Below are 20,672 nucleotides of genomic sequence, written 5' to 3' on the forward strand. Positions count from 1 at the left end.
AGAATTGCGATCCGAAATGGGGTGCACACGCATGGCTGAAATCCTGGACAGCCGCCTGGCCGGCCCGGCCGCCGACGTCGCCGGCCGGATCGACCAGGTGATCGACACCGCGATCGCCACGGACCGGGTGGTGGGCTGCGCCGTCGTGGTGGCCCGCCACGGCGAGATCGTCCACGAGCGGTACGCGGGCCACGCCGACCGGGAGACCGGGACGCCCGTCACCGCCGGGCACCAGTTCCGCCTGGCCAGCATGACCAAACCGGTGGTGGCAGCCACCGCTCTCGCGCTGGCCGACCGTGGCGTGCTGCGGCTCGACGAGCCGGTGCGGTCCTGGCTGCCGTGGTTCCGGCCGGCGCTGCCCGACGGCACCCGGCCGGACCTGACCCTGCGGCAGTCGCTGGCCCACACCGCCGGGCTCGGGTACGGCTTCCTCAGTGCCGACCGAGACGACCCGTACCGCCGGGCCGGGGTCTCCGACGGCGGGGACGCCACCACCCTGACCCTGCGGGAGAACCTGGAACGGCTGGCCTCGGTGCCGCTGCTGTTCGAGCCCGGCCGGGACTGGACGTACTCGCTGGGTGTCGACGTGGCGGGCGCGGTGATCGAGTCGGCCACCGGCGCCACCCTCGGCGAGGTGGTCGCCGACCTGATCACCCGGCCGCTCGACATGACGGGCACCGGCTTCACCGCCGACCCGGCCCGGCTGGTCACCGCGTATGCCGGCCCCCAGCATCCGGCCCGGGTGATGGCCGCCGACGACGGCATCACGTTCCCGGGCGGCGGGCCGATCCGGCTGTCGCCCGGGCGCGCCCTCGACCCGCGGGCCTTCCCGTCCGGCGGCTTCGGCCTGGTCGGCACCGCCCGTGACCAGCTCGCCTTCCTGGAGGCGGTGCGGCGGGGCGGAGCGCCGGTGCTGACCCGCGCGGCGGCCTCGCTGATGATCCAGGATGCCGTGCCCGGCCGGGACCTGCCGGTGGGCCCCGGGCTCGGGTTCGGGCTGGGCTTCGCGGTGGTCCGCGACCCGCAGGCCTACGGAACGCCGCGACCGGCCGGCAGCTTCGGCTGGGGCGGCTTCTACGGCACCACGTGCTTCGCCGACCCGGTCAGCGGCTGGAGCGTGGTGGCGCTGACCAACACCACACCGGAGGGCATCTTCGGCGCGTTCCCCGCAGAGATCGAGGCGGCCGTCCACGGCTGATCCGCTCGACCCGGGCGGGCCCGCCGGCCCGCCCGGGGCACCGGTCAGGAGCGGCGCGCCTCGATCACCCACGCGGGCAGCAGCGGGAGGCCGTCGTCGCCGAGTTCGACCGGGATGTCGTGGGTGCGGAAGAAGTGCCCGGCGTACTCGTTGACCTGGTAGCGGTCGCGGCGCACATCGGTCACCTGCCATCCGGCGGCACTCAGTGTGGCGCGCGCGTCGTCCTCGGTGATGGTGAAGACGCCGGGCAGCTCGACCGGCATCCGGTCGGAGAAGCACACGATGGTCAGCAGCGCGCCGGCGCGCGTGGCCTGCCGCAACGCGCGGGCGTAGCCGGCGCGTTGCGGCGCGTCGAGCACGTCGAACAGGGCGCTGTCCACCACGGCGTCGAATCGGTTCTCGTATCCGGTCAAGGCGGTCGCGTCGGCGACCTCGAAGGTCACACCGGGCCGGTCCCCGGCCCGCCGCCGCGCCCACGCGATCGCGGTCGGGGCGACGTCCACCCCGGTCACCCGATAGCCGAGGCCCGCCAGATGTACGGCGTTGTCCCCCAGCCCGCAGCCGGCGTCGAGCACGGCGCCCCGGAACCGGCCGGCACGCTCCGCCTCCACGACAGCCGGCTGCACCCGGCCGGTGTCCCACGGCACCGCCGCGAAGGTCATCCCCTCCACCGGTGACTCGCCCTGGTAGAACGCCTCGAAATCCACCGTGGACTGGTCCGTCGTGCTGTTGCCGCTCATCTCCTACCTCCCGCAGTCGTCCGGATCCTTCCCAACCTGACATCCCGGGGACCTGCCGTGGCCAGGTATTGCGATCCGTGGAAAGGGTTGCTGACCGCGCCGCCGGCGCTGCCTATCGTGAGGGCGCTCAGCATGTCCCGCCATCTGCGGGTTCCCCGACGTTTCTTTCTCCGGGAGGTCCGTCGTGTCTCGACGGCATAGCAGATCGTTTCCCACGGCGGTGGCGGCGGCCGTGGCCGTCGCCACCATCGGCGCTCCACCGGCGCCGGCCTCGGCCGTACCGCCACCTGCGCCGGGCGGCTCGGTCACCCTGCCCACCGGCGACCGGGTCCTGCTGCGGCCCGGGGCGCGCCCGGGCCAGGACGTGGTGGTCCGGCCCGCCGCCGGCCGCGAGAAGGTCCGATTCCAGCGGGTGCACCGCGACGGCCGGGTGCTCGTGCTGCCTGCCGACCGCGCCGTCGCGGTGTGGTCCGGCGCGGCCGACGCCGCGGCGTTCGACGTCACCTCGGCACTCGGCCAGGAGCGGTCAGCGGCCGTCCGGTCGGCGGCTGACACCGTCCCGCTCACCATCCGGGTCCTCGACCACGACGGCCGGCCCGCCACCACCTGGACGTCCACCCTCGACGACGTGGACCGGCCCGCCTCGTTCGCGCCGTTCGACGCCTCCGGCACCGCCGTGGTGCAGGTTCCGCGTGGCACGTACTTCCTCAACGCCAAGATCGACACGGTCCGGGACGGCCGGACGCTGAGCACCCATATCAGCGAACCGGCCTACGTCGTGGACGGCCCGGCCACCGTTACTCTGGACGCCCGCGACGGCAAGCCGACCGGGATCACGGTCGACGAGCCGACAGCGGTGCCCGGCGAGGTCGCGGTGATCTTCGAGCGGACCACGAACGACGGCCGCACCCTCGGCTACAGCGGGCACGGTCCCAACTTCGAGGGCCTGCTCGTACGTCCGTCCACGACCAGCTCCGCCGCCTTCAGTTACGCGGTCGCCGGCCGGCTGGCCCGGCCCGACGGCACGGGCGGGTTCGCCGGCAGCCCGTACCTCTACCACCTGCAGTGGGTCGAACCGGGCCGGATCCCGGCCGAGCCGATCCGGCACGTGCCCGACGCCGGGCTCGCGGAGGTGCGCGCCGAGCTGTCCGCCACAACCCCGGGCCGGATCGGCCGTAAGGACTACCTCGTCTCCGGGAAGCTGCCGTTCACCATCCGTGAGCTCTACATCCCGGCGACGCCGTGGCTCAGTGCGGTCGAGGAGTTCGACGGCCCGGTCACCGGCACCCCGGTCTCGACGGTGTACAGCGGCGAACGGTACTTCGAGGCGAACACGACCGGCGCCGAACGCTGGAACAGCGCGGTGTTCGGCCCCTCCTTCCCGAGCCCGTGGCCGTGGTCATGGACCCGGGCGGTCCGCACCGGCAACACCATCGACGTCGAGCTGCCGCTCTTCACCGACCAGGGCCTGCGCCGGGAGGGCCGCTCGGCGACCACGTCGGCGTCGACCACGCTGCACCGCGACGGGATCCTCGTGGGCAGCAGCGCCGAAGCAGGGAAGGGTTCCTTCACCGTTCCTGCCGCAGCCGGCCGCTACCAGCTCGCCGCCCGGGCGACCCGGCAGTCGGCCGTGTCACCGGAGGTCGACGTGCGGTGGCGGTTCCGGTCCGCGGCGGCCACCGCGGCGTCCCGGCTGCCGCTGGCCGCGGTCCGGTTCACCCCGCGGCTGGACGCCGACAACCGGGCGCCCGGCGGTTGCCGGTTCGAAGTGCCGCTGCAGGTGCAGTGGCAGCACGAGGCGGCGCACGGCACGGTGCGGTCGCTGAGCGTCCAGGCGTCCTACGACGACGGCCGCACCTGGCAGAACGCCACCCTGCGCGGCAGCGGCGAGCAGCGCACCGCAGTGCTGAACCACCCGCACACGGCCCGGCACGTGTCGCTGCGGGCCACCGTGGTCGACAGCGACGGCAACCGGGTCGACCAGACCGTCAAGCGCGCATACCTGCTGACCCACTGAGGAGGGTTCCATGCTGCAGAGCATCCGCACCTCGATGAACACCGACCGGCACCGGCTGTTCCTCGGACTGTTCCTGTTCGTGGTCGTCGCGCACTGGGCCGAACACATCACCCAGGCAGTCCAGGTGTACGCGCTGGGCTGGCCGGCACCGCGGGCCAACGGCGCGCTCGGCATGGCCGTACCGTGGCTGGTCACGTCCGAGTGGATGCACTACGGGTACGCGGTCGTGATGCTCGCCGGACTGATCCTGCTCCGCACCGGATTCACCGGCCGGGCCCGCACCTGGTGGACCGCCTCCCTGTGGATCCAGGCGTGGCACCACCTGGAGCATCTGCTGCTGCTCGTGCAGGCGCTGACCGGCTCCTACCTGCTGGGCGCCGCGAAGCCGACGAGCATCGCCCAGCTGGTCGTGCCCCGGCTGGAGCTGCACCTGTTCTACAACGCAGTCGTCTTCCTCCCGATGGTCGTGGCGATGGTCCTGCACCTGCGGCCCACCGCCGGCGAGCGCCTGCAGGCGGCCTGCAACTGTGTCCGGGTCCGGCAGCCGCAGGTCGCCTGATGGGACATCAGCACGGACACCTCGACCTCGGCGCCACCACCGGCGCACTGGGGCTGCAGATCCTGGTGGTGGCGGCCGGCCTGCTGGTCGCGGTGGCCGTGCTGAGCCGGCCGTTCCGCCGGGCCACGGGCTCCCGGACAGAGGTGGCCGCAACCGTCGCCGCGGCCACCGCCGTGCCGGCCTACCTGCTGCTCGCCGACGCGCTCGCGGTGGCGCAGCAACTCGTGCCGCTGATGCTGGTTGCGGTCGCGCTGCCGGTGGTCGTCACCGCCGGGCGCGATCGCGCGGCGCCGGCGTTCCGGCAAGCCCTACGACGGGCCGCGCCCGCCGTACTGGCCGTCTGCGGCACCGCCGCGGTCTTCATGTTCGCCCGGGCGTGGATGCCCGGTGGCCCGACCGCAGCCCTGCACACCGGCCTGATCCTGGCCCTGCTGGCGGCGTCCTGGTCGATGCTGTGCCGCCCCGGAGCCGGGCCGCGGGCCGTCTGGCTGCACGGCGTGACCGGCGTCGTGGCCGCGGCCATGCTGGCCGCCACCGTCCAGGCCGACGCCCTCGCCACCGCCGCCTGACCCGTTTCACGAGGAGAGAACAATGTTTTCCAGACGTAGCCTGCTGGCTCTCGGCGTCGCCGCCGGGACCTCGGCTGCCGTGTCACTGACCCGCAACCCCACCGGGCCGGCCCGGGCCGCCGTCACCCCGCACCCCGGTCACGGTGTCACCACCCACCCCGGCGAAGTGCGCCCGGCCCCGGCCGGCGCCCCGTTCACCGTCCCGATGCCCGTGCCCCCGGTGCTGCGGCCGATTCGCTCCACCGCCGACACCGACTTCTACCGCATGACGATGCGGCCGGGCCGGGCCCGGATCCTGCCCGATCTGCAGACCCCGGTGCTGGGCTACGACGGCCGGTTCGTCGGTCCCACGATCCGGGCCCGCGCCGGCCGCCAGGTCGTCGTCGCCCAGCAGAACCTGCTCGACATGGGCACCTCGGTACATGTGCACGGCGCGCACGTGCCGGCCGGCAGCGACGGCCACCCGACCGACCTGGTGCTTCCCGGCGCCACCAGGGTCTACCGCTATCCGAACCGCCAGCGCGGCGCGACACTCTGGTACCACGACCACGCTCACCACATGGAGGCCGAGCACGTCTACCGCGGCCTGCACGGCTTCTACCTGATCGACGACCCGCAGGAACGGTCGCTGCGCCTGCCGGACGGTGAGTACGACGTCCCGATCATGCTGCGCGACGCCCATCTCGACGAGACCGGCGCGCTGGTGTGGGCGCCCGACGGGCCGCCGTTCCGGACCACGATGATCGCCAACGGCGTCGCACAGCCGTACTTCCCGGTCGCCGCACGGCGCTACCGGCTACGGATCGCCAACGCCGCCACGCACCGCACTTTCACACTGTCACTGGACGGCGCCGAGATGCTGATGATCGGCTCCGACGGCGGGCTGCTCCCAGCGCCGGTGCCGTGCACCGAGCTGGTGCTCACGCCCGGTGAGCGCAGTGACGTCGTCGTCGACTTCGGGCATCACCGGCCGGGCCGGCGCCTGGTGCTCGCCGACGCGGACGGCGGGCCGGTCATGCGCTTCGACGTAGTGCGCCGCGAGCCCGACACGAGCCGGGTCCCGGACCGCCTGCGCGCGCTGCCGCCGCTGCCGGCCGCCACGTCCGAGCGGACGATGTCACTGGGGGTCAACCACGAGACGCTGGAGTTCGCCATCGACGGGCGCGCGTTCGATCCGGCCCGGGTGGACATCACCATCCCGCGCGGCACCACCGAGGTCTGGAAGGTGACCAACACCGACACGGCGTTCGGCGGGCTGGAGCACAACCTGCACCTGCACCTGGTGCAGTTCCGGGTGATCGAGCGCGAGGGTGAGCCGCTGCGCCCCGGCGAGGAAGGGCTGAAGGACACTGTGGCGATCCCGCCGGGCCGATGGGTCCGGTTGCAGGCCACGTTCGGTGAGTACACCGGCCGCTACGTCTACCACTGCCACATGCTCGAACACTCCGCGTTCGGGATGATGGCCCAGATGGAGATCGTCTGAGCGTCCGCGTCACACGCTCCGGATCATCCCGCGCGGGCGGCCAGGCCGAGACGGGCGTACTCGGCGCGGAAGGCCGCGGCCAACCGGTCACGGTCCGGCTCCGGCAGCAGAGCTGCCGCGACGCCGGCCAGGTTGGCCGCGGCCAGGTCGGCCGGTGTCAGCTTCATCCTCCGTACGACGGTCCGGTACTCGTCCAGCAGCCCGATGCCGAACATCGCCGGGTCGTCGGTGCCGATCACCACGCGCACCCCGGCGTCGAGCAGGGCCCGCAGCGGGTGCCCGGCATAGCTGGTGGCGGTGCCGAGCCGCACATTGCTGGTCGGGCAGATCTCCAGCACGGTTCCGCGCTCGCACAGCTCGCCGAGCAACCTGGGGTCCTCGATCGCCCGGATGCCGTGGCCGATGCGGGGCGGGTCGAACGCCAGGGCATCCCACACCCCCTCGGGTCCGGCGGCTTCCCCGGCGTGCGGCACGAACGGCACCCCCTGCTCGCGGGCCCACCGGATCGCCGGCGCGAACAGCGATGCCGGCCGGCCGCGCTCGCCACCGCCCAGGCCCAGCCCGACGACGCCACGGCCGCGGCCCTCGACGCACCACTGCGCGGTCTGGAACGCCTCGTCCAGCGGATAGTCGCGTACGTGGTCGAGGATGAACCGCATCTCGGTGCCGGTCCGGGCACGGACCGCCGCCGCGCCGGCCGCCACGGCGTCGATCTGCTCGTCGAAGCCGATGCCGTTGCGGCGCAGGTGGGTGTGCGGCGAGAAGGTGACCTCGAGGTAGCGCACCCCCTCAGCCGCCGAGCGCAAGCCCAGCTCGGTGGTCACCAGCTGGAAGTCCTCAGGCCGGCGCAGCACGGCCGCACATCCGCTGAACAGGCTCAGGAAGTGGTCCAGATCGCGGAAGGCGAACAGCGCGGCGACATCGGCGGCGCTGGAGATGCCTGCGGCCGGGTCGCGCCGGGCCAGCCGCAGGAAGGTCTCGGGCCGGACCGCGCCCTCCAAGTGCACATGCAGCTCCACCTTGGGCATCGCCCGCAGCAGATCGCCGGTCATCGTCTCTGATAAAGACGCATCGTCACGGTTCCGAAGACCGCGATGAACAGGACGGCGAACAGCATCACCCAGCCGATCGCGGCCGGGTCGGGCCGGCCGGCGCACAGCGACCGCACGGCCGTGACGAGGTGGGTGATCGGGTTGAGCGTCACGAAGGATCGCAACCACCCGGGCATGGTCTGCGGGTCGACGAACACGTTGCTGAGGAAGGTCAGCGGGAACAGCACCAGCATGCTGACCCCCATCATCGACTTCTCCGACCTCAGCAGCAGCCCGAACATCGTCCACACCCAGGAGAAGGCGAACGCGAAGACCAGCAGCAGCGCCACCGCGGCCAGTACGCCGCTCGCGCCGCCGCCGGGCCGGAACCCGAGCAGCAGGCCCACAACCATGATGGTGACGACGGTCAGCACGTAGCGCAGGACGTCGCCCAGAATGGCGCCGACCAGCGGCGCGGGCCGCCAGATCGGCAGGGACCGGATCCGGTCGAACACGCCTTTCTCGATGTCGTTGTTGATCCCCATCCCGGTGTAGATGGTGACCATGGTGACGCTGGTGACGAGGATGCCGGGCACCAGGTACTGCACGTAGGTTCCGGTGGAGCCGGCGATCGCCCCGCCGAACAGGAAGGTGAACATCAGCGCCATGATCACCGGCAGGACGGTGGCGTCGAAAATCTGCTCCGGCACGTGCTTGATCCTCAGAACAGCTCGCCAGGCCAGCGTCCGCGACGCCGACCACGCGCTCGGCGGCGCCGGACGGTCCTCGCGGTCGAGCAGTGCCCGCAGCGGAGCCGTCATGCCGGCACCTCCTCGGCGACCGGGCGGTCCCGGCTGGTCAGCGCCAGGAACACCTGATCGAGGCTGGGCCGGCCGAACGCGAAGTCGTCCAGCACCACACCCGCCTCGGCCAGTGCGGCGAGCGCCCGCGCGGCCTGTTCCGCGGCGGGACGGCCGGCGCCGACCCGCCCGGTCAGCGCCGCCGGGTCGGTGTCCACCTCGACCGCGGAGCCGAGCACCCCGGCCAGCACCCGCGCGGCGACCGGCCGCTGCCCGGGATCGCCCAGCCGGACCCGGCAGGTGCCACCGCCGAAGGACGCCTTCAGCCCCGCCGGGGTGTCCTCGGCGATGACCCGGCCGTGGTCGACCACGGCGATCCGGCCGGCCAGCCGGTCCGCCTCGCCGAGGTCCTGGGTGGTCATCAGCACGGTGGTCCCGGCCTCGACGATCGTCCGGACGACGTCGTGGACCTGGTTGCGGCTGCGCGGGTCCAGACCGGTGGTCGGCTCGTCCAGCACGAGCAGGTCCGGCGTGCGCAGGACACTCGCGGCGATGTCGAGCCGGCGCCTCATCCCGCCCGAGTACCGTTTCACCTGCCGGTCCGCGGCAGCGGTCAGCTCGAAGGCGTCCAGCAGCAGCGCGGCCCGCTCCCGCGCCGCCGCTGTCCGGTACCCGAGCAGCCGCGCCAGGAACACCAGGTTCTCCCGGCCGGTGAGCTCGTCGTCGAGCGACGCGTACTGCCCGGTCAGCCCGACCAGGCGCCGCACCGTACCGGGCTCGGTGACCGTGTCGTGACCGAACACCCGGGCCGTCCCGCCATCCGGCCGCAGCAGGGTGGCCAGGATCCGCACCAGGGTGGTCTTGCCCGCGCCGTTCGGGCCCAACAGGCCGTAGACCGAGCCCGCCGGGACCCTCAGGTCGACGCCGTCGAGCACCCGGTTACCGTCGAAGACCTTCACCAGGCCGAACGTCTCAACGGCCCCGAGTCGGCTGTCGCGCATTCCCGCCGGCCTCCGTCAGTGGTTGTAGAACATCGTCGGGAACCAGCCGAAGCCGAATATGGCCGGCACCCGGACGTCCCAGTACACGACGGTGAAGACACCGAGTCCGAGCAGCAGCGTCCCGGCCACCAGCGCGGTGCGGCGGGGGTCACGGGTCAGCAGCCGCAGGAACCCGCCGCGGGTCACCGCCACCAGCGCCGCGAACACGACGGTCACCAGCAGCACGTTGCCCAGCGACTGCAGCACGAACGCGGCCGATCCCAGCAGCGGCTGCCCGCTGTCGGCGGCCCAGTGGAACAGCTTGTTGAACAGCGGGTACGGCCGGCCGATCAGGAAACCGCCGATCAGCGCGCCGAGCACGAAGACCCGCAACTGCGGCCGCCGGCGGAACGGGTCGGGCAGCACCCCGAGCACCGCCAGGCCGAGACCGATGAGCGCCAGCCCGATCAGGCCGAACACCACGGACGACTGGATGATCCGGACCGGGACGCCACCGGCCGTCGCCGTCGACAACTGCGGCAGCCGGTCGCCGAGCAGCACCCCGGCGAAGCCGTACACGGCGGCGACCACACACATCCCGGCGGTCAGCAGACCGACCGCCCAGCCGAGGGCCCGCATCGGGTTCTCGGACCGCTCGCCAACCTGGGCCATCGGGCCGATCGAGGCCGCCATGGCGATGTTGCAGGCGGTGAACGTGCCGGCGAGGCCGGAGACGAACGCGAACACCAGGCCGGCCGTGGTGCCCGCGATGGCATCGGCCTTGGCGTCGCCGCCGAGCAGCGAGTTGGCGACGTTGTCGCCGATGACGGAGTCGACGAACTCGTAGGACCAGAGCACGGCCAGCGCGATGCCGGCCACGACACTGACAGTGATCGCCCGGCCGGTACGGATCGGGCGGGGCTCGGAATCCACCGGCGCACGGAGGGTATCGGTGACAGGAGCAGACATGCGCCGAGGGTCGCACTTCACACCCGAACACATCGACAGATCTGGCTGTCCGTGGCCAGAACGAATTCGACGGGACGACCCGGAACCAGCCGGCATCCTCAGGCCGAAGTACGGTGCGATCTTCTCGACGACTACGGATGGTCCACCGCGGCCCGCTCCTGGCGCAGTGAGGTCACACAGTTCCCCGTTGAGCTCGTCCGGCTGTCCGATGGAGACGATCACGCCAACCGCGTTACACCACTATCAGGACTCCACTACGAGCGCCTCACCCTGGCGGGACCTCCCGGAGCGGTACGGCCATCTCTCCACTGCTCATACAGTTCAGTCGTCCGGACGACGCACCACTCGCACCCCTACCCGCTCCCATCACCGCCCCGGACCGGCTCACCCGCCTCGACACCCGTCGCCGTGACCGCCAAGGCGGCATCCCGCACGAATACGTTTTTGTCGGTCGTCGCCAAACACCCTGAGGGCACCGCCGTCGAATCTGTCGGTGAGGTCGTCCGGCCGCATCGGCTCAGGGTCCGGCCGGTGAACAGCTACCGCCGACGCCGGCCCCGCCGCCGCTCGGCGAGCCGCGCGCTGGTGACCGGGTGAACTCACCGGAGCCGGCGGCCTGTCAGCCGATGAGTGCCCGGACGCCGGCCGGTGGCAGGACGAAGAAATAGCCGCCGCCGAACGGCAGCAGATACCGCTCCAGCGCCTCGCCGGCGAGGCGGCGCTGGATCGTGGCGAAGCCCTTCTCCACGTCCCGCTGGTAGCAGATGAAGATCTGGCCGGTGTTCTCCGCGGACAACCGGTAGGTGTAGCCGTGCCGCAGGATGCGGTGGGCCATGCTGTCCGGCGTTCTCGGGTTTGCCAGGCGGATGTGGGCGTCGACGGCGATCGCCTCGCCGTCGAGGTCGGGTTCGTCGGTCTGTCGTTGCCCGCTCAGGGGAGCTCCGGTGTCCTTGTGCCGGCCGATCACGCGCTCCTGCTCGACGACCGGATCGGAGTCCCAGGTCGGCATCGCCATCTGGATGAGCCGGACCACTTGATAGGTGCCGCCGGTGCACCAGGCGGGTTCGCCGTCGCCGGGCTGCACCCAGATCAGCTCTCCCATCAGCTGCCGGTCGGCGGCATCCGGGTTGCCGAGGCCTTCCTGGAAACCGAACGCGTTACGGGTGCCGGGTCCGGGCGCGCTCGGGTGGGAGCCCTCGATGCTCCATCGCCGTCGCAGGCCCGGCACGGAGGGGCGGGTCAGCGCGCGCAGCTGCTCGAGGTCGTCGGCGACAGCCTGGACGAGCAGATCGCCGTGGCACCACTGTGGGTCGGGCACGTCGGCCCGGAAGGCCGGCATCTCGCTGAGCAGCCGGGGCCTGTCGATCGTGAACCGGCCGTCGAACAGCGACGCCCCTACCGCGATCGTGGCGGCCGTGCCGCGCAGGTGTTCCTCGAGGGCGGACAGTGGCGCCGCCAGTTCGGCGGCGGTGACGTCGTACGCGGTCAGGACCGCGGCCCGGCGGACGGGCGCGACCACGACGGGGTTACCGGTGAGCACGCTGGGGGCGGTCTGCACGGGTGGAGGAGCGGGATCGGAGCAGCCGGTCAGGCCGGCCGCCGCGCTCGTGAGCCCGGCGGCCAGCACTGTCCGGCGACGGGGGCCGGTCATCGGCGGCGGAGGCTCTCGACCGGTGGATGCTCGACGTAGAGCAGCCGGTTCGGTGAGCCGAGAAGCGTGTCCGCGCGCAGCGCACCGGGAGTGGCGCTGGCGGTCAGCGCGGCGGCCACCTGGGCCGGCGTCAGTGTCGGCTGGTCGGCGAGCAGCAGTGCAGCAGCCCCGGCGACGTGCGGTGCCGCCATGGAAGTGCCTTTGAGGACGCGCGTGGCGTTGTCGGTGGCGTTGTGGGCCGACCGGATCTCCTGGCCGGGGGCGAACAGGTCGACGCACGTGCCGTAGTCCGAGCCGGACTGGGTGCCACCCCAGCCGGTCGCGCGCTCCCCGATCGAGTTGCTCGCCCCGACGGTGATCGCGCCGGGCACCGCCGCCGGGCTGTAGTCGCAGGCGTTGGCGTTCCAGTTGCCGGCCGCCACGACATAGGTGAAGCCGGCGTTGATCGAGTTGGTGACAGCGGTGTCCAGTGCGGTGGAACGCGAGCCGCCCAGGCTCATGTTGACCACCGCGGGGTGGACGCCGTTCTGCGTGATCCAGTCCACGCCGGCGATGATCTCGCTGTTGAGGCCCGTGTTGTCGCAGCCGAGCACCCGCACCGAGACCATGGACACCCGCGAGGCGATGCCGAACGTGGCTCCGCCCACCGTGCCGGCCACGTGGGTGCCGTGCCCGTCGACGTTGCAGTCCTGGCCGTTCCAGCCGTCCTGCACGGTGTCGGCGCCGATGGTTGCGCGCCCGCCGAACTGGCTGTGCGTGGTGCGGATGCCGGTGTCCATGACGTAGGCGGTCACACCGCTGCCCGCCGAGTCCGGAGAGCTGTACATGTCGTCCAGCACGGACGAGCGCTGGTCGACCAGGTCGAGGTTCCACAACGGGTACGGCCGCGACGTCGTCCCGTACGCGACGGCGTCGGCCTCGACCCGGGCCACCCGGGGGTCGGCCGCGAGCCGGCGGGCCTGTGTCTCGGTCGCTCGCAGCGCGAAGCCGTGCAGAGCCGTGCCGTACGAGTGGACGACCTCCCCGCCGTACCGGTCGGTGACCGAGTCCGACGCGAGGGCCGCGGGTCCCGCATCGTCCTTGAGCGTGACGATGTAGCGGTCCTTGACGGCCCCTCCGGCCGGCATGTACACCGGGCCGGTCAAGGGCGCCGCCGGCGCGCTGCCGGCAGCACCGGTCAGCGTGACGGCGACCGCGGCAGCGAGCACCGTTCCGGCGAGTCGCCGGGTACGTCTTCCCATCGTGTCCTCCCCCATGTGCGTACTCGTGGTCAGCGCTCGCCGACGGTGAAGCCGGCGCACCAGAAGGAGGCGATCCCGTACTCGGGGTCGGTGACCCGCCAGCGCAGGTCCTCCCAGCCGTCCGCGGCCATGTCGACGATCTGGAGCCCGAGCGGCAGGTCGCCGGCCTCCTGGTGGAACTCGAGCCCGGTGACTCCGGTGAAGCGGAGCACCGGTGCCTCTACTGCCCCGGGGGCGGTGGCCCGCGCCTGGATGGACAGGCGCAGGCCGTCGGCGGCGTTGTCGATCTCGACCCGCCCGATCACCCACGCGGCGCGGGCGAGCAGGGCGTCGTAGGCCGCCAGTGGATCGATGGTCATGGCGTGAACTCTCCCGGTACGTGTTTCTCGATCTCGTGGCCGTTCTTTCCGGGGCCGTACACGAACCGGTGGTAATGGGTGTCCGGGATGCCCTGGCCCGGCAGTCCGGCGTTGTAGTCGGTGCGCCCGATGAGCCGGCCGTACTGATCGTAATGAGCGGTCCACGGTTCCTGCCGTTCACCGCCGGGGCCACGGTTGTTGTTGTAGGTGCCCTCGATGACCCGGGTGCCCGGCGTCGTCTGTTTCGGCGCCTTGAAGCCCTTGTCCAGCAGGTAGTAGCCGGGGATGTAGCCGTCGTCGCCGGTGCCCCCGGAGCCACCGCCCGGGTTGGCCGGCTTCTCGCCGGTGGGGTCGGTCAGCAGGGTCGGCTGGTTGCTGACGTAGGCGTACAGGTTGAGGCCGCCGGCGAAACCGATCGGGTCCTCGCTGAGGAACCGTTGCAGAACCGGGCTGTAGTACCGCTCGCGGTAGAAGTAGAGTCCTGTGCCGTCGTCCTCGCGGCCGGTGTAGCGGTACGGGTTGCCGTTGTCGGTGCCGGTGACGGTGGTGGCGCCGAATGGCTCGTAGGAGTACGCCGCCCCGGCCCCGGTCGTGTCGACCAGGCCCACCGTGCTGCCCAGCGCGTCCGTGAGGTAGCGCCGGGTGGTGCCGCCGCTCTCGCGGAGCTGGAAGCCGTCGGTGCCCGCGCTGGTCATGGTGGCGGTGACGGCACCGTTCACGCTCTCCTGCAACGGGTTCGTGCCGTCGTAGAGATAGGTGGTGGTGGCACCGTTGACGGTCCGCCCGGTGCGGCGCCCGTCGGTGGCGTACGTGAAGGATGCGCTCCGGTCGGCGCCGGACAGGGCGGCGAGTTCGCCGCGCGCGTTCCAGGTGTAGGTGGTGACGCCGTCGGAGGTGATGTTGCCGTCGGCGTCGTGGGTGACCGCCGTGTCGGCGACCTTCTCGATCCGGTTCGCGGCGTCGTAGGTGGCCGGGCCGAACTCCGGCGGCAGGGCGGTCCGCGAGTACGTGCCGGTGACGCGGATCGGCCGGCCGGCGGCGTCGTACTCGTAGCCCAGGTCGCCCAGCACGGTGGTGCCGTTGCGGTAGGTGATGGTCTTGACCTGGCCGGCGTCGGTGTACGCATAGGTCTGGCTGATGCCGGTGCTCGGGGCGCCGACCCGCTCGGCGCGGCCGGTGACGTCGCGGCCGACGGTCGTCACCGCGGTGCCGCCCTGCTGGATCTCCTGCAGGGCACCGTTGGCGTCGTACAGGTGCCGGGTCGCGGTACGCCCGGCGACGGTGAGGGTCCGATCACGAACCGCGGCGGTGTAGCTGTAGGCCACGCTGCCCTGCGGTGTGCCCTCGCCGGTGATCCGGTCCAGATCGTCGTAGTCGGTGGTGACCACGCCGGACACGCTGTCCTCGGTGCGGCGCAGCCGGTTCCCCGCGTCGTAGCCGTAGGCGATCGTGCCGCCGCCGGCCACCGTGCGCTGTTGGAGCCGGTCGAGCTCGTCGTACGCGTTCTCGGTGACCACGCCGCGGCGGCTGGTGTGCTTGTCCGCGTTGCCGTTGAGGTCGTACTCGTAGGCCTCGGACTGCCCGGCCGGATCGGTCACCGTCTCGACCTGGTCGCGGTTGTTGTAGCCGAAGTGGGTGGTGCCGCCGCGGGCGTCGGTCACCTCGGTGCGGTTGCCGTTGGCGTCGTAGTCGAAGCGGGTGGTACGGCCGAGGCCGTCGGTGACGGCGCGGACCAGGCCGGCCGCGTCGACGGTGGTGTCGGTGCGCACGCCGAGCCCGTCGGTGGCCCGGACCGGACGGCCGATCCCGTCGTACGCGGTGCGGCTGATGTTGCCGGCCTCGTCGGTCGTCTGCACCGCGTCGGAGCCGGCGTACACCGTGGTGACCGCCTTGCCGGCCGGGTCGGTGAGCCGGGTGACCTGGCCGGCCGCGTCCGTCGTGACCAGCGACTTGCGATTCTGCCGGTCGGTGACGCTCTTGAGGTATCCCTTGCCGTCGATCTCGTAGACGGTCGCCTTGCCGTAGCCGTCGGTGTGCTTGGTCAGCTCGGCGTAGGGCCCCGTCCAGTCGAACGTCTCGCTCCGGGCCTGAGCGGTGCCGTCCAGCACGGTGATCTTGTTGACCTGCCCGGCGGCGTTGTACGTGTAGGCGGTGCGCCGGTTCAGCGCGTCGACCGTGGCGGCGCGGCGGACGCCGGACGTGTCGTAGGTCGTGGTCGTGGTCTGGGCGAGGCTGGTGCCGTACGCCTTGGTGTCGGTGAGGACCTGGCCCTGCGCGTTGAAGGTGAAGCGCCGCTTGTTGCCCTCCGGGTCGGTCATCGTCGTCTCGGTGACCGAGGTGCCGGAGGTGACGTAGTCGAAGGTGATCAGACCGCCGTCCGGACCCTTCTGGGTCTTCACCCGCTTGTTCGCGTCGTAGGTGTTGACCAGGTACTCGGTGCCGCGGGGGTCGGTGATGCTCTTGAGCAGGCCGTTCTCCCACGTGTAGCGGGTGACGCCGCCGCGGGTGTCGGTGACGGTGGACAGCCGGTTGCCGGTGTCGTAGGTGTAGCCGACCTTGCGGCCGATGTTGTCCTCGATGGACGTGATCTTCGGCGGATTGGCCTGGTCGTAGCTGAACTTCACCCATCGGCCGTTCGGCGAGGTGATCTGGGTGACCGCGCCGTTGAGGCGGACCTTGCCGTCGGTGCCGGGCGCGGCGGTGGCCCGGGTGATGGTGGTGGTGTTGCCGAACTTGTCACGGATCTCCTGCACCGGCGACTCGTCGCCGAGCACGTACACGGTGCCGTCGCGCAGCTTGACGTCCCAGCCGTCACCGTTCCAGGCCACGGTCGAGCCGTCATACCGGGTCGGTGTGGGGTCGGCCTTGAAGATCGCGCCGGCGTAGTCGTTGCCGGGGGACGTCCGGAAGTAGTGGATCTTGCTGCCGTCCGGTTGGACGAGATCGAACTGCTGGAAGTCGAAGTTGCCGATCTGCCCCGGCGACCAGGGGAACAGCCCGTAGTCGAAGTTGGTGCCGACGCCGAACGCCCGGGTGTCCACGTCGCCCTGCTGATAGGTGCGCTTGATCTCGATCGGCACGATGTCGTCGACGGTCAGGTCGACGGTCTCGTCCACGAGCAGTCCGGTGGACGGGTCCACCGGGTCACCGACCCGGGCGCCGTTGGGCCGGGGCGCGTTCTGGGCGGGGTTCATGCCCGGCACCGCGGTCATCGCGCCGGTGAGCCGGTAGAACTTGACGTCCGGGTCGGGGACGATCTGCTTGCCGTCCGGGGTGACCGTGCCCAGGCCGTACAGGTGCCAGCCCTTGACGTCGGGGTCGTAGTTCCAGAACTGCGTCCGGGTGCCCGGCGCTTCCCTGGTGTAGTTCGGATAGACGATCCGCGCGCCCTCCGGGAAGAGGACCCCGCCACCGGGTTGGACGGAGAAGTACACCGGGACGCGGGTGGGCGGCAGGGGGAACGGCGGCCGGTCGATCGGGATCGGCGTCAGGCTCAGCTCGTGGGCAACGTTGCCGTCGGCATCGCGGATCACGGTGCCCTTCGGGATGTGCACCTCGAGGCCGGGAATGGCCTTCGTGGTCAGCACGACCTCGCGGGTGGTCGGGCTCGGCACGGACACCGTGGCCCGGACGTCGATCTTCGGCAGGAAGACCGTGTACGGCAGGACGAGTACCTCACCGTGGGTGACGTCCACGCCGATGTCGAAGACCCCGTACGTCCCGCGGGCGGTACCCGTGGTGCTCCGCCCGTCGACGCGCAGCGCGAGATGCCCGGACGGGAGACCGGCGAGGGCGAACCGGCCGTCCGCACCTGTCGTCGTAGTCTTGCCGCGGGCGCTGACGGTGACACCGCCCAGAGGGTTGCCTCCGGTGGCGAGCACCCGGCCCACCACACCGGTCACGCCGGCGGGGAACTGCAGCGCCCGTTCCCGGGTGGGCGCCGGCGCACGGCGGGTGGACCAGTCCACGCCGGCCAGGTTCTTCGCGTCGGGCGTCCAGCCGGTGTCCTCGCACGCCGGCGCGGTCGCCGGTGGCGGCGCGGGAGCCGCAGCGGGCTCACCGGGCTGCTGCAGGACAGGAGCGCTCAGCGCCGGTTTCTGCTCGGCGCCGGTGACGCAGCTGGGCAGAACCGCCCCGGCCGTGCCCGGCTCCTCCTTGAAGGGCGCCTTGGCAGCCGCCGCGGCCGCCTTGCGGTGCACGGCCATGTCGAACGATCCGGTCGCGCCGTTGCCCGGGTCGAAGATCAGGGTGTACGTGCCGGTCGTCGGCAGGCTGGGCAGCAGCTCGGTGAAGTAGTACATGCGCCAGCGCCGCGCCAGCACCGCGCCGGCCGGGTCCAGGACCGTGAAGTAGATCGTGTTGCCGCCCAGGTTGAGATTGGACAACGTGATCTGGGTGGCGACTCCGGCCGTACCGTCGAAGGTCATCAGGCCGTTCTGGCCGGGCCGGGCGATCGTGAAGCTCTTGGCCGCGCCGCCGACCTCGGCCTTGCCGAGGTTGAGTTCCGAGGACAGCAGGAGGTTGTACGCGCCCGTGCCCGCGTTGTTCGGGGTCAGCTCGATGCGGTAGGTCCCGGCGGCCGGCAGCGCGGGCAGGTCGATGCCGTAGCGCAGATCGATGGTTCCCCAGAAGTCGAGCTGGGCGTTGTCCGGCTTGTAGATGCGGGTCAGCACGAAGTCGATGTCGCCGGTGGCGCCGAAGGACAGCCGCTGGCCGGCGGTGCCGGTGAACGTGGCCACGATGCGCTGACCCGGCAGGGCGACATCCGCCTTGGTGGCGGGCGCGTCCGGAGTCAGCGCGCCCACGTTGCGCGGCTCGGCCGCAACCACGGCGAGCGTGCCCTTGCCGGCGGACTCCGGATCGACCTGTAGCCGGTACTTGCCGGTGACCGGCAGCGCCGCGATGTCGATGGAGCGGCCGCTGCCGAGCGAAACCAGGAAACCGTCCGGCTTGTAGAGGCGCAGGTTCACCTCACCGGGCAGGGACCGGTCCGTCGTGCCGAGGTGGAGCGGCCGGCCCTGCACCCCGTTGAAGTCGAGCCACACGTCGCGGCCGGGCCGGTCGACGGTCACGGTCTTCATGGCGTTGACCGGCAGCTCGCCGCCCTCGGCCCGGGTGGACAGCCAGGCGTTGAGGCCGCCGACGGCGTGCCAGCCCGTGACGAAGATGCTGTGCTGCCCGGTCTTGCGCAGCGTGGGTATGTCCCGCGACTCGGCCCACCCGGTCTCGAGGGTCACCTGGACCTCGTCGGGCTCCACCATGATCGCCGCCGGGTATGCGGGCCGGTCGTTCTGCTGCAGCGTGTTGTCGGTGTAGCCGAGTTGCAGCACTTGACCGGTCGTGCCGGCGAAGGGCAGTCGTACGGACTGCCCGGGACGCTGGATGGCGACCGGCACGGATGAGCCGTTGACGGTCATCGTCGCGCCGTTGATGACGGTGGACAGCCAGACCCGGCCGAACCCGAGCTCGTTCGCACCGAAGGTGATGGAAAGCTTGTAGGTGCCGGTCTGCTTGGGCTTGAACACCATCGTGGGCGTGTAGCGGGTCAGCGACGCCTGCCACGTGAACACCGAATTGTCGGGCGCGGTCACCTTGACCACGTACGTGTTGGCCGGCTCGCTGAGCTCGGTGAGGCCGAAGCTCATCCACTGGTTGGCGGTGGCCGCGAACGTGGTCTGAAACGGCTGTTGGGGCACGGTGATCTGGAACGGGACCCCGGAGCCGTCGGCGGTCAGTGCCGTTCCGCTCAGCGTGTTGGACGCGGTGATGCGCATGCTGCCCGACGCGCCGTCGTTGGGCTTGATGACCATGGCATAGGTGCCGGTCGCAGTCAGCTTCGGCAGGTCCTGGCTGAGCGGGCCGCCGGACCACAGGTCGAGGGGGTCACCGAGCACCCCGCGGGCGAAGTTGCCGCCGTAGGGCTGGTACAGCCACAACGCCGAGCGCTTGGGGACGGTGTTGCCGTCGAACTTGAGGTTGAGGTTCTCGCCCGCGACGCCGTCGATCAGCACCAGCGCCGCCTTGCCGGCCGGCACGGTCACCGTCAGCGCCGGGCTGCCTGCCTTGATCCGGCCGCTGGGCACCAGGTCGCTCATCACGAAGCCACGCGGAGCAACGTAGAAGTCACCCGCGCTCTCCGCGGTGCCGCCGGCCGTACGCACCGACACTTTCCCGGACTGCGCCGCCGCCGGGACCCGCACCTTGAGCGTCGTGGCGCTCGCCTCCTGCACCCGGGCGGTGGTCCGGTGAAACATCACCACGTTGCGCGCCGGGTCGGTGTCGAAGCCGGTGCCGGTGATGGTCACCAGGTCGTTCTTGTTGCCCCGGTCGGTCGACAGGGTGGTGATGCCCGGCACCGGCGCGCCGTCCTCGACCCGGAACGGCCGGGGACTCGTGGCGGAGTGGCCGCCGACGCTCACCTTCACCACGCCGTCCGTGGCGCCGCTCGGGATCTGGATGCGCAGCCGGCCGGTGGTCGCGCGGCTGACCGCGGCGGCGATGCCGTCGACGGTCACCTCGTTGGCGCTGGTCGTCGCGCTGAACCCGGCACCGCCGATCTCGATCGACGACCCCACCGGGCCCCGCGCGGGCACCAGCGCGAACACAGCTACCGCGCCGGGTTCGATCCGCTCGGTGCGCAGCAGATTGCCGGCATCGTCGTAGCGGTAGGCCGCCGACCCGGTAGCGGGATCGGTGACTCCGGCCAGCTGTCCGCCGGCGTCGTAGAAGAACTCCCGAGGCCCGGGCGCCGCCGCCGCGTTCGCCGCCGCCGCGGCCGCGTTCGCCGCTGGCGGATGCTGCCCTGGCGGAGCGGTTTGAGCGGCCGCCGCGGCCGGAAGGCCGGCGACCGCAACGGTCACGGCGACCGCGACGTGGATCAGATGAGCAGGCAGACGGAACCGCATTGATCCCCCCGAAAGATCAGACCAATGGACCTTCCCATCGATCGCCGTCAACGTAACCGAAACGATCCGCCCACCGCCGCCCCCCTTTTCTCCGCCACCGGCGTACGGCTGCCGACCCAGCTGCTAAAACCCTCAAACATCAGTAACCAAGGTTTAAAAATTGACACATG

The 20,672-nt window shown here is 71.6% G+C and carries 14 protein-coding genes; 5 read left to right on the forward strand and 9 right to left on the reverse strand.

The features are described from left to right. Nucleotides 1-31 precede the first annotated feature (31 nt). The gene (locus AB0G04_RS09055; protein ID WP_360979034.1) at nucleotides 32-1,198 is read left to right on the forward strand and encodes a serine hydrolase domain-containing protein; all 1,167 of its coding nucleotides are present in this window, start codon (nucleotides 32-34) and stop codon (nucleotides 1,196-1,198) included. 44 nt (nucleotides 1,199-1,242) lie between these two features. Here AB0G04_RS09055 and AB0G04_RS09060 read toward each other — a convergent pair whose 3' ends face one another. Next, nucleotides 1,243-1,938, reverse strand: coding sequence for a class I SAM-dependent methyltransferase (locus AB0G04_RS09060; protein WP_360979038.1), 696 nt, complete (start codon nucleotides 1,936-1,938; stop codon nucleotides 1,243-1,245). A gap of 184 nt (nucleotides 1,939-2,122) precedes the next feature. On the opposite strand from AB0G04_RS09060, the gene AB0G04_RS09065 reads away from it, so the two are divergent. Genes AB0G04_RS09065 through AB0G04_RS09080 form a run of 4 tightly spaced genes read left to right on the forward strand, consistent with a single transcriptional unit; the run spans nucleotide 2,123 to nucleotide 6,566 of the window. Beyond that, nucleotides 2,123-3,955 carry a hypothetical protein gene (locus AB0G04_RS09065; RefSeq protein WP_360979041.1) on the forward strand — a complete coding sequence of 611 codons (1,833 nt, stop codon included), beginning with the start codon at nucleotides 2,123-2,125 and terminating at the stop codon, nucleotides 3,953-3,955. A gap of 10 nt (nucleotides 3,956-3,965) precedes the next feature. Next, complete coding sequence (locus AB0G04_RS09070; RefSeq protein WP_360979044.1) at nucleotides 3,966-4,514, forward strand: hypothetical protein; 549 nt, start codon at nucleotides 3,966-3,968, stop codon at nucleotides 4,512-4,514. Further along, nucleotides 4,514-5,083, forward strand: a complete 570-nt coding sequence (locus AB0G04_RS09075; protein ID WP_360979047.1) for a DUF6239 family natural product biosynthesis protein — start codon at nucleotides 4,514-4,516, stop codon at nucleotides 5,081-5,083. Before AB0G04_RS09070 ends, AB0G04_RS09075 begins: the two co-directional genes overlap by 1 nt. Before the next feature lie 22 nt (nucleotides 5,084-5,105). Continuing rightward, nucleotides 5,106-6,566 carry a multicopper oxidase family protein gene (locus AB0G04_RS09080; RefSeq protein ID WP_360979050.1) on the forward strand — a complete coding sequence of 487 codons (1,461 nt, stop codon included), beginning with the start codon at nucleotides 5,106-5,108 and terminating at the stop codon, nucleotides 6,564-6,566. A gap of 23 nt (nucleotides 6,567-6,589) precedes the next feature. Here AB0G04_RS09080 and add read toward each other — a convergent pair whose 3' ends face one another. The 8 genes from add to AB0G04_RS09120 form a co-directional block, all read right to left on the reverse strand. After that, a complete protein-coding gene (gene add / locus AB0G04_RS09085) occupies nucleotides 6,590-7,618 on the reverse strand; it encodes an adenosine deaminase (protein ID WP_360979053.1) in 1,029 nt (342 codons plus the stop codon). After that, nucleotides 7,615-8,418: an ABC transporter permease gene (locus AB0G04_RS09090; RefSeq protein WP_360979056.1), complete on the reverse strand. Its 804-nt coding sequence runs from the start codon at nucleotides 8,416-8,418 to the stop codon at nucleotides 7,615-7,617. The genes add and AB0G04_RS09090 overlap by 4 nt, the downstream gene beginning before the upstream one ends. Continuing rightward, the gene (locus AB0G04_RS09095) at nucleotides 8,415-9,398 is read right to left on the reverse strand and encodes an ATP-binding cassette domain-containing protein (RefSeq protein WP_360979059.1); all 984 of its coding nucleotides are present in this window, start codon (nucleotides 9,396-9,398) and stop codon (nucleotides 8,415-8,417) included. The genes AB0G04_RS09090 and AB0G04_RS09095 overlap by 4 nt, the downstream gene beginning before the upstream one ends. Before the next feature lie 15 nt (nucleotides 9,399-9,413). Beyond that, complete coding sequence (locus AB0G04_RS09100) at nucleotides 9,414-10,310, reverse strand: hypothetical protein (RefSeq protein WP_360979062.1); 897 nt, start codon at nucleotides 10,308-10,310, stop codon at nucleotides 9,414-9,416. Nucleotides 10,311-10,965: 655 nt separating this feature from the next. Beyond that, nucleotides 10,966-11,997, reverse strand: coding sequence for a Dyp-type peroxidase (locus tag AB0G04_RS09105; RefSeq protein ID WP_360979065.1), 1,032 nt, complete (start codon nucleotides 11,995-11,997; stop codon nucleotides 10,966-10,968). Continuing rightward, entirely contained in the window at nucleotides 11,994-13,238 is a 1,245-nt protein-coding gene (locus AB0G04_RS09110; protein WP_360979069.1) for a S8 family peptidase, read from the reverse strand. Before AB0G04_RS09110 ends, AB0G04_RS09105 begins: the two co-directional genes overlap by 4 nt. Nucleotides 13,239-13,267: 29 nt before the next feature. Beyond that, nucleotides 13,268-13,597, reverse strand: coding sequence for a hypothetical protein (locus AB0G04_RS09115; RefSeq protein ID WP_360979072.1), 330 nt, complete (start codon nucleotides 13,595-13,597; stop codon nucleotides 13,268-13,270). Then, on the reverse strand, nucleotides 13,594-20,502 hold the full coding sequence (locus AB0G04_RS09120) for an RHS repeat-associated core domain-containing protein (RefSeq protein WP_360979075.1): 6,909 nt from the start codon (nucleotides 20,500-20,502) through the stop codon (nucleotides 13,594-13,596). The genes AB0G04_RS09115 and AB0G04_RS09120 overlap by 4 nt, the downstream gene beginning before the upstream one ends. Between the last annotated feature and the right edge of the window lie 170 nt (nucleotides 20,503-20,672).

Origin of the sequence: Actinoplanes sp. NPDC023801 (assembly GCF_040639655.1) — a bacterium.
Taxonomy (GTDB): domain Bacteria; phylum Actinomycetota; class Actinomycetes; order Mycobacteriales; family Micromonosporaceae; genus Actinoplanes.

Excerpts from the sequence above, each read along its gene's own strand:
- AB0G04_RS09055 (WP_360979034.1), top strand. The coding sequence starts at position 32 with ATGGCTGAAATCCTGGACAGCCGCCTGGCCGGCCCGGCCGCCGACGTC.
- AB0G04_RS09060 (WP_360979038.1), bottom strand. The coding sequence starts at position 1,938 with ATGAGCGGCAACAGCACGACGGACCAGTCCACGGTGGATTTCGAGGCG.
- AB0G04_RS09070 (WP_360979044.1), top strand. The coding sequence starts at position 3,966 with ATGCTGCAGAGCATCCGCACCTCGATGAACACCGACCGGCACCGGCTG.
- AB0G04_RS09075 (WP_360979047.1), top strand. The coding sequence starts at position 4,514 with ATGGGACATCAGCACGGACACCTCGACCTCGGCGCCACCACCGGCGCA.
- AB0G04_RS09080 (WP_360979050.1), top strand. The coding sequence starts at position 5,106 with ATGTTTTCCAGACGTAGCCTGCTGGCTCTCGGCGTCGCCGCCGGGACC.
- add (WP_360979053.1), bottom strand. The coding sequence starts at position 7,618 with ATGACCGGCGATCTGCTGCGGGCGATGCCCAAGGTGGAGCTGCATGTG.
- AB0G04_RS09090 (WP_360979056.1), bottom strand. The coding sequence starts at position 8,418 with ATGACGGCTCCGCTGCGGGCACTGCTCGACCGCGAGGACCGTCCGGCG.
- AB0G04_RS09095 (WP_360979059.1), bottom strand. The coding sequence starts at position 9,398 with ATGCGCGACAGCCGACTCGGGGCCGTTGAGACGTTCGGCCTGGTGAAG.
- AB0G04_RS09105 (WP_360979065.1), bottom strand. The coding sequence starts at position 11,997 with ATGACCGGCCCCCGTCGCCGGACAGTGCTGGCCGCCGGGCTCACGAGC.
- AB0G04_RS09110 (WP_360979069.1), bottom strand. The coding sequence starts at position 13,238 with ATGGGAAGACGTACCCGGCGACTCGCCGGAACGGTGCTCGCTGCCGCG.
- AB0G04_RS09115 (WP_360979072.1), bottom strand. The coding sequence starts at position 13,597 with ATGACCATCGATCCACTGGCGGCCTACGACGCCCTGCTCGCCCGCGCC.
- AB0G04_RS09120 (WP_360979075.1), bottom strand. The coding sequence starts at position 20,502 with ATGCGGTTCCGTCTGCCTGCTCATCTGATCCACGTCGCGGTCGCCGTG.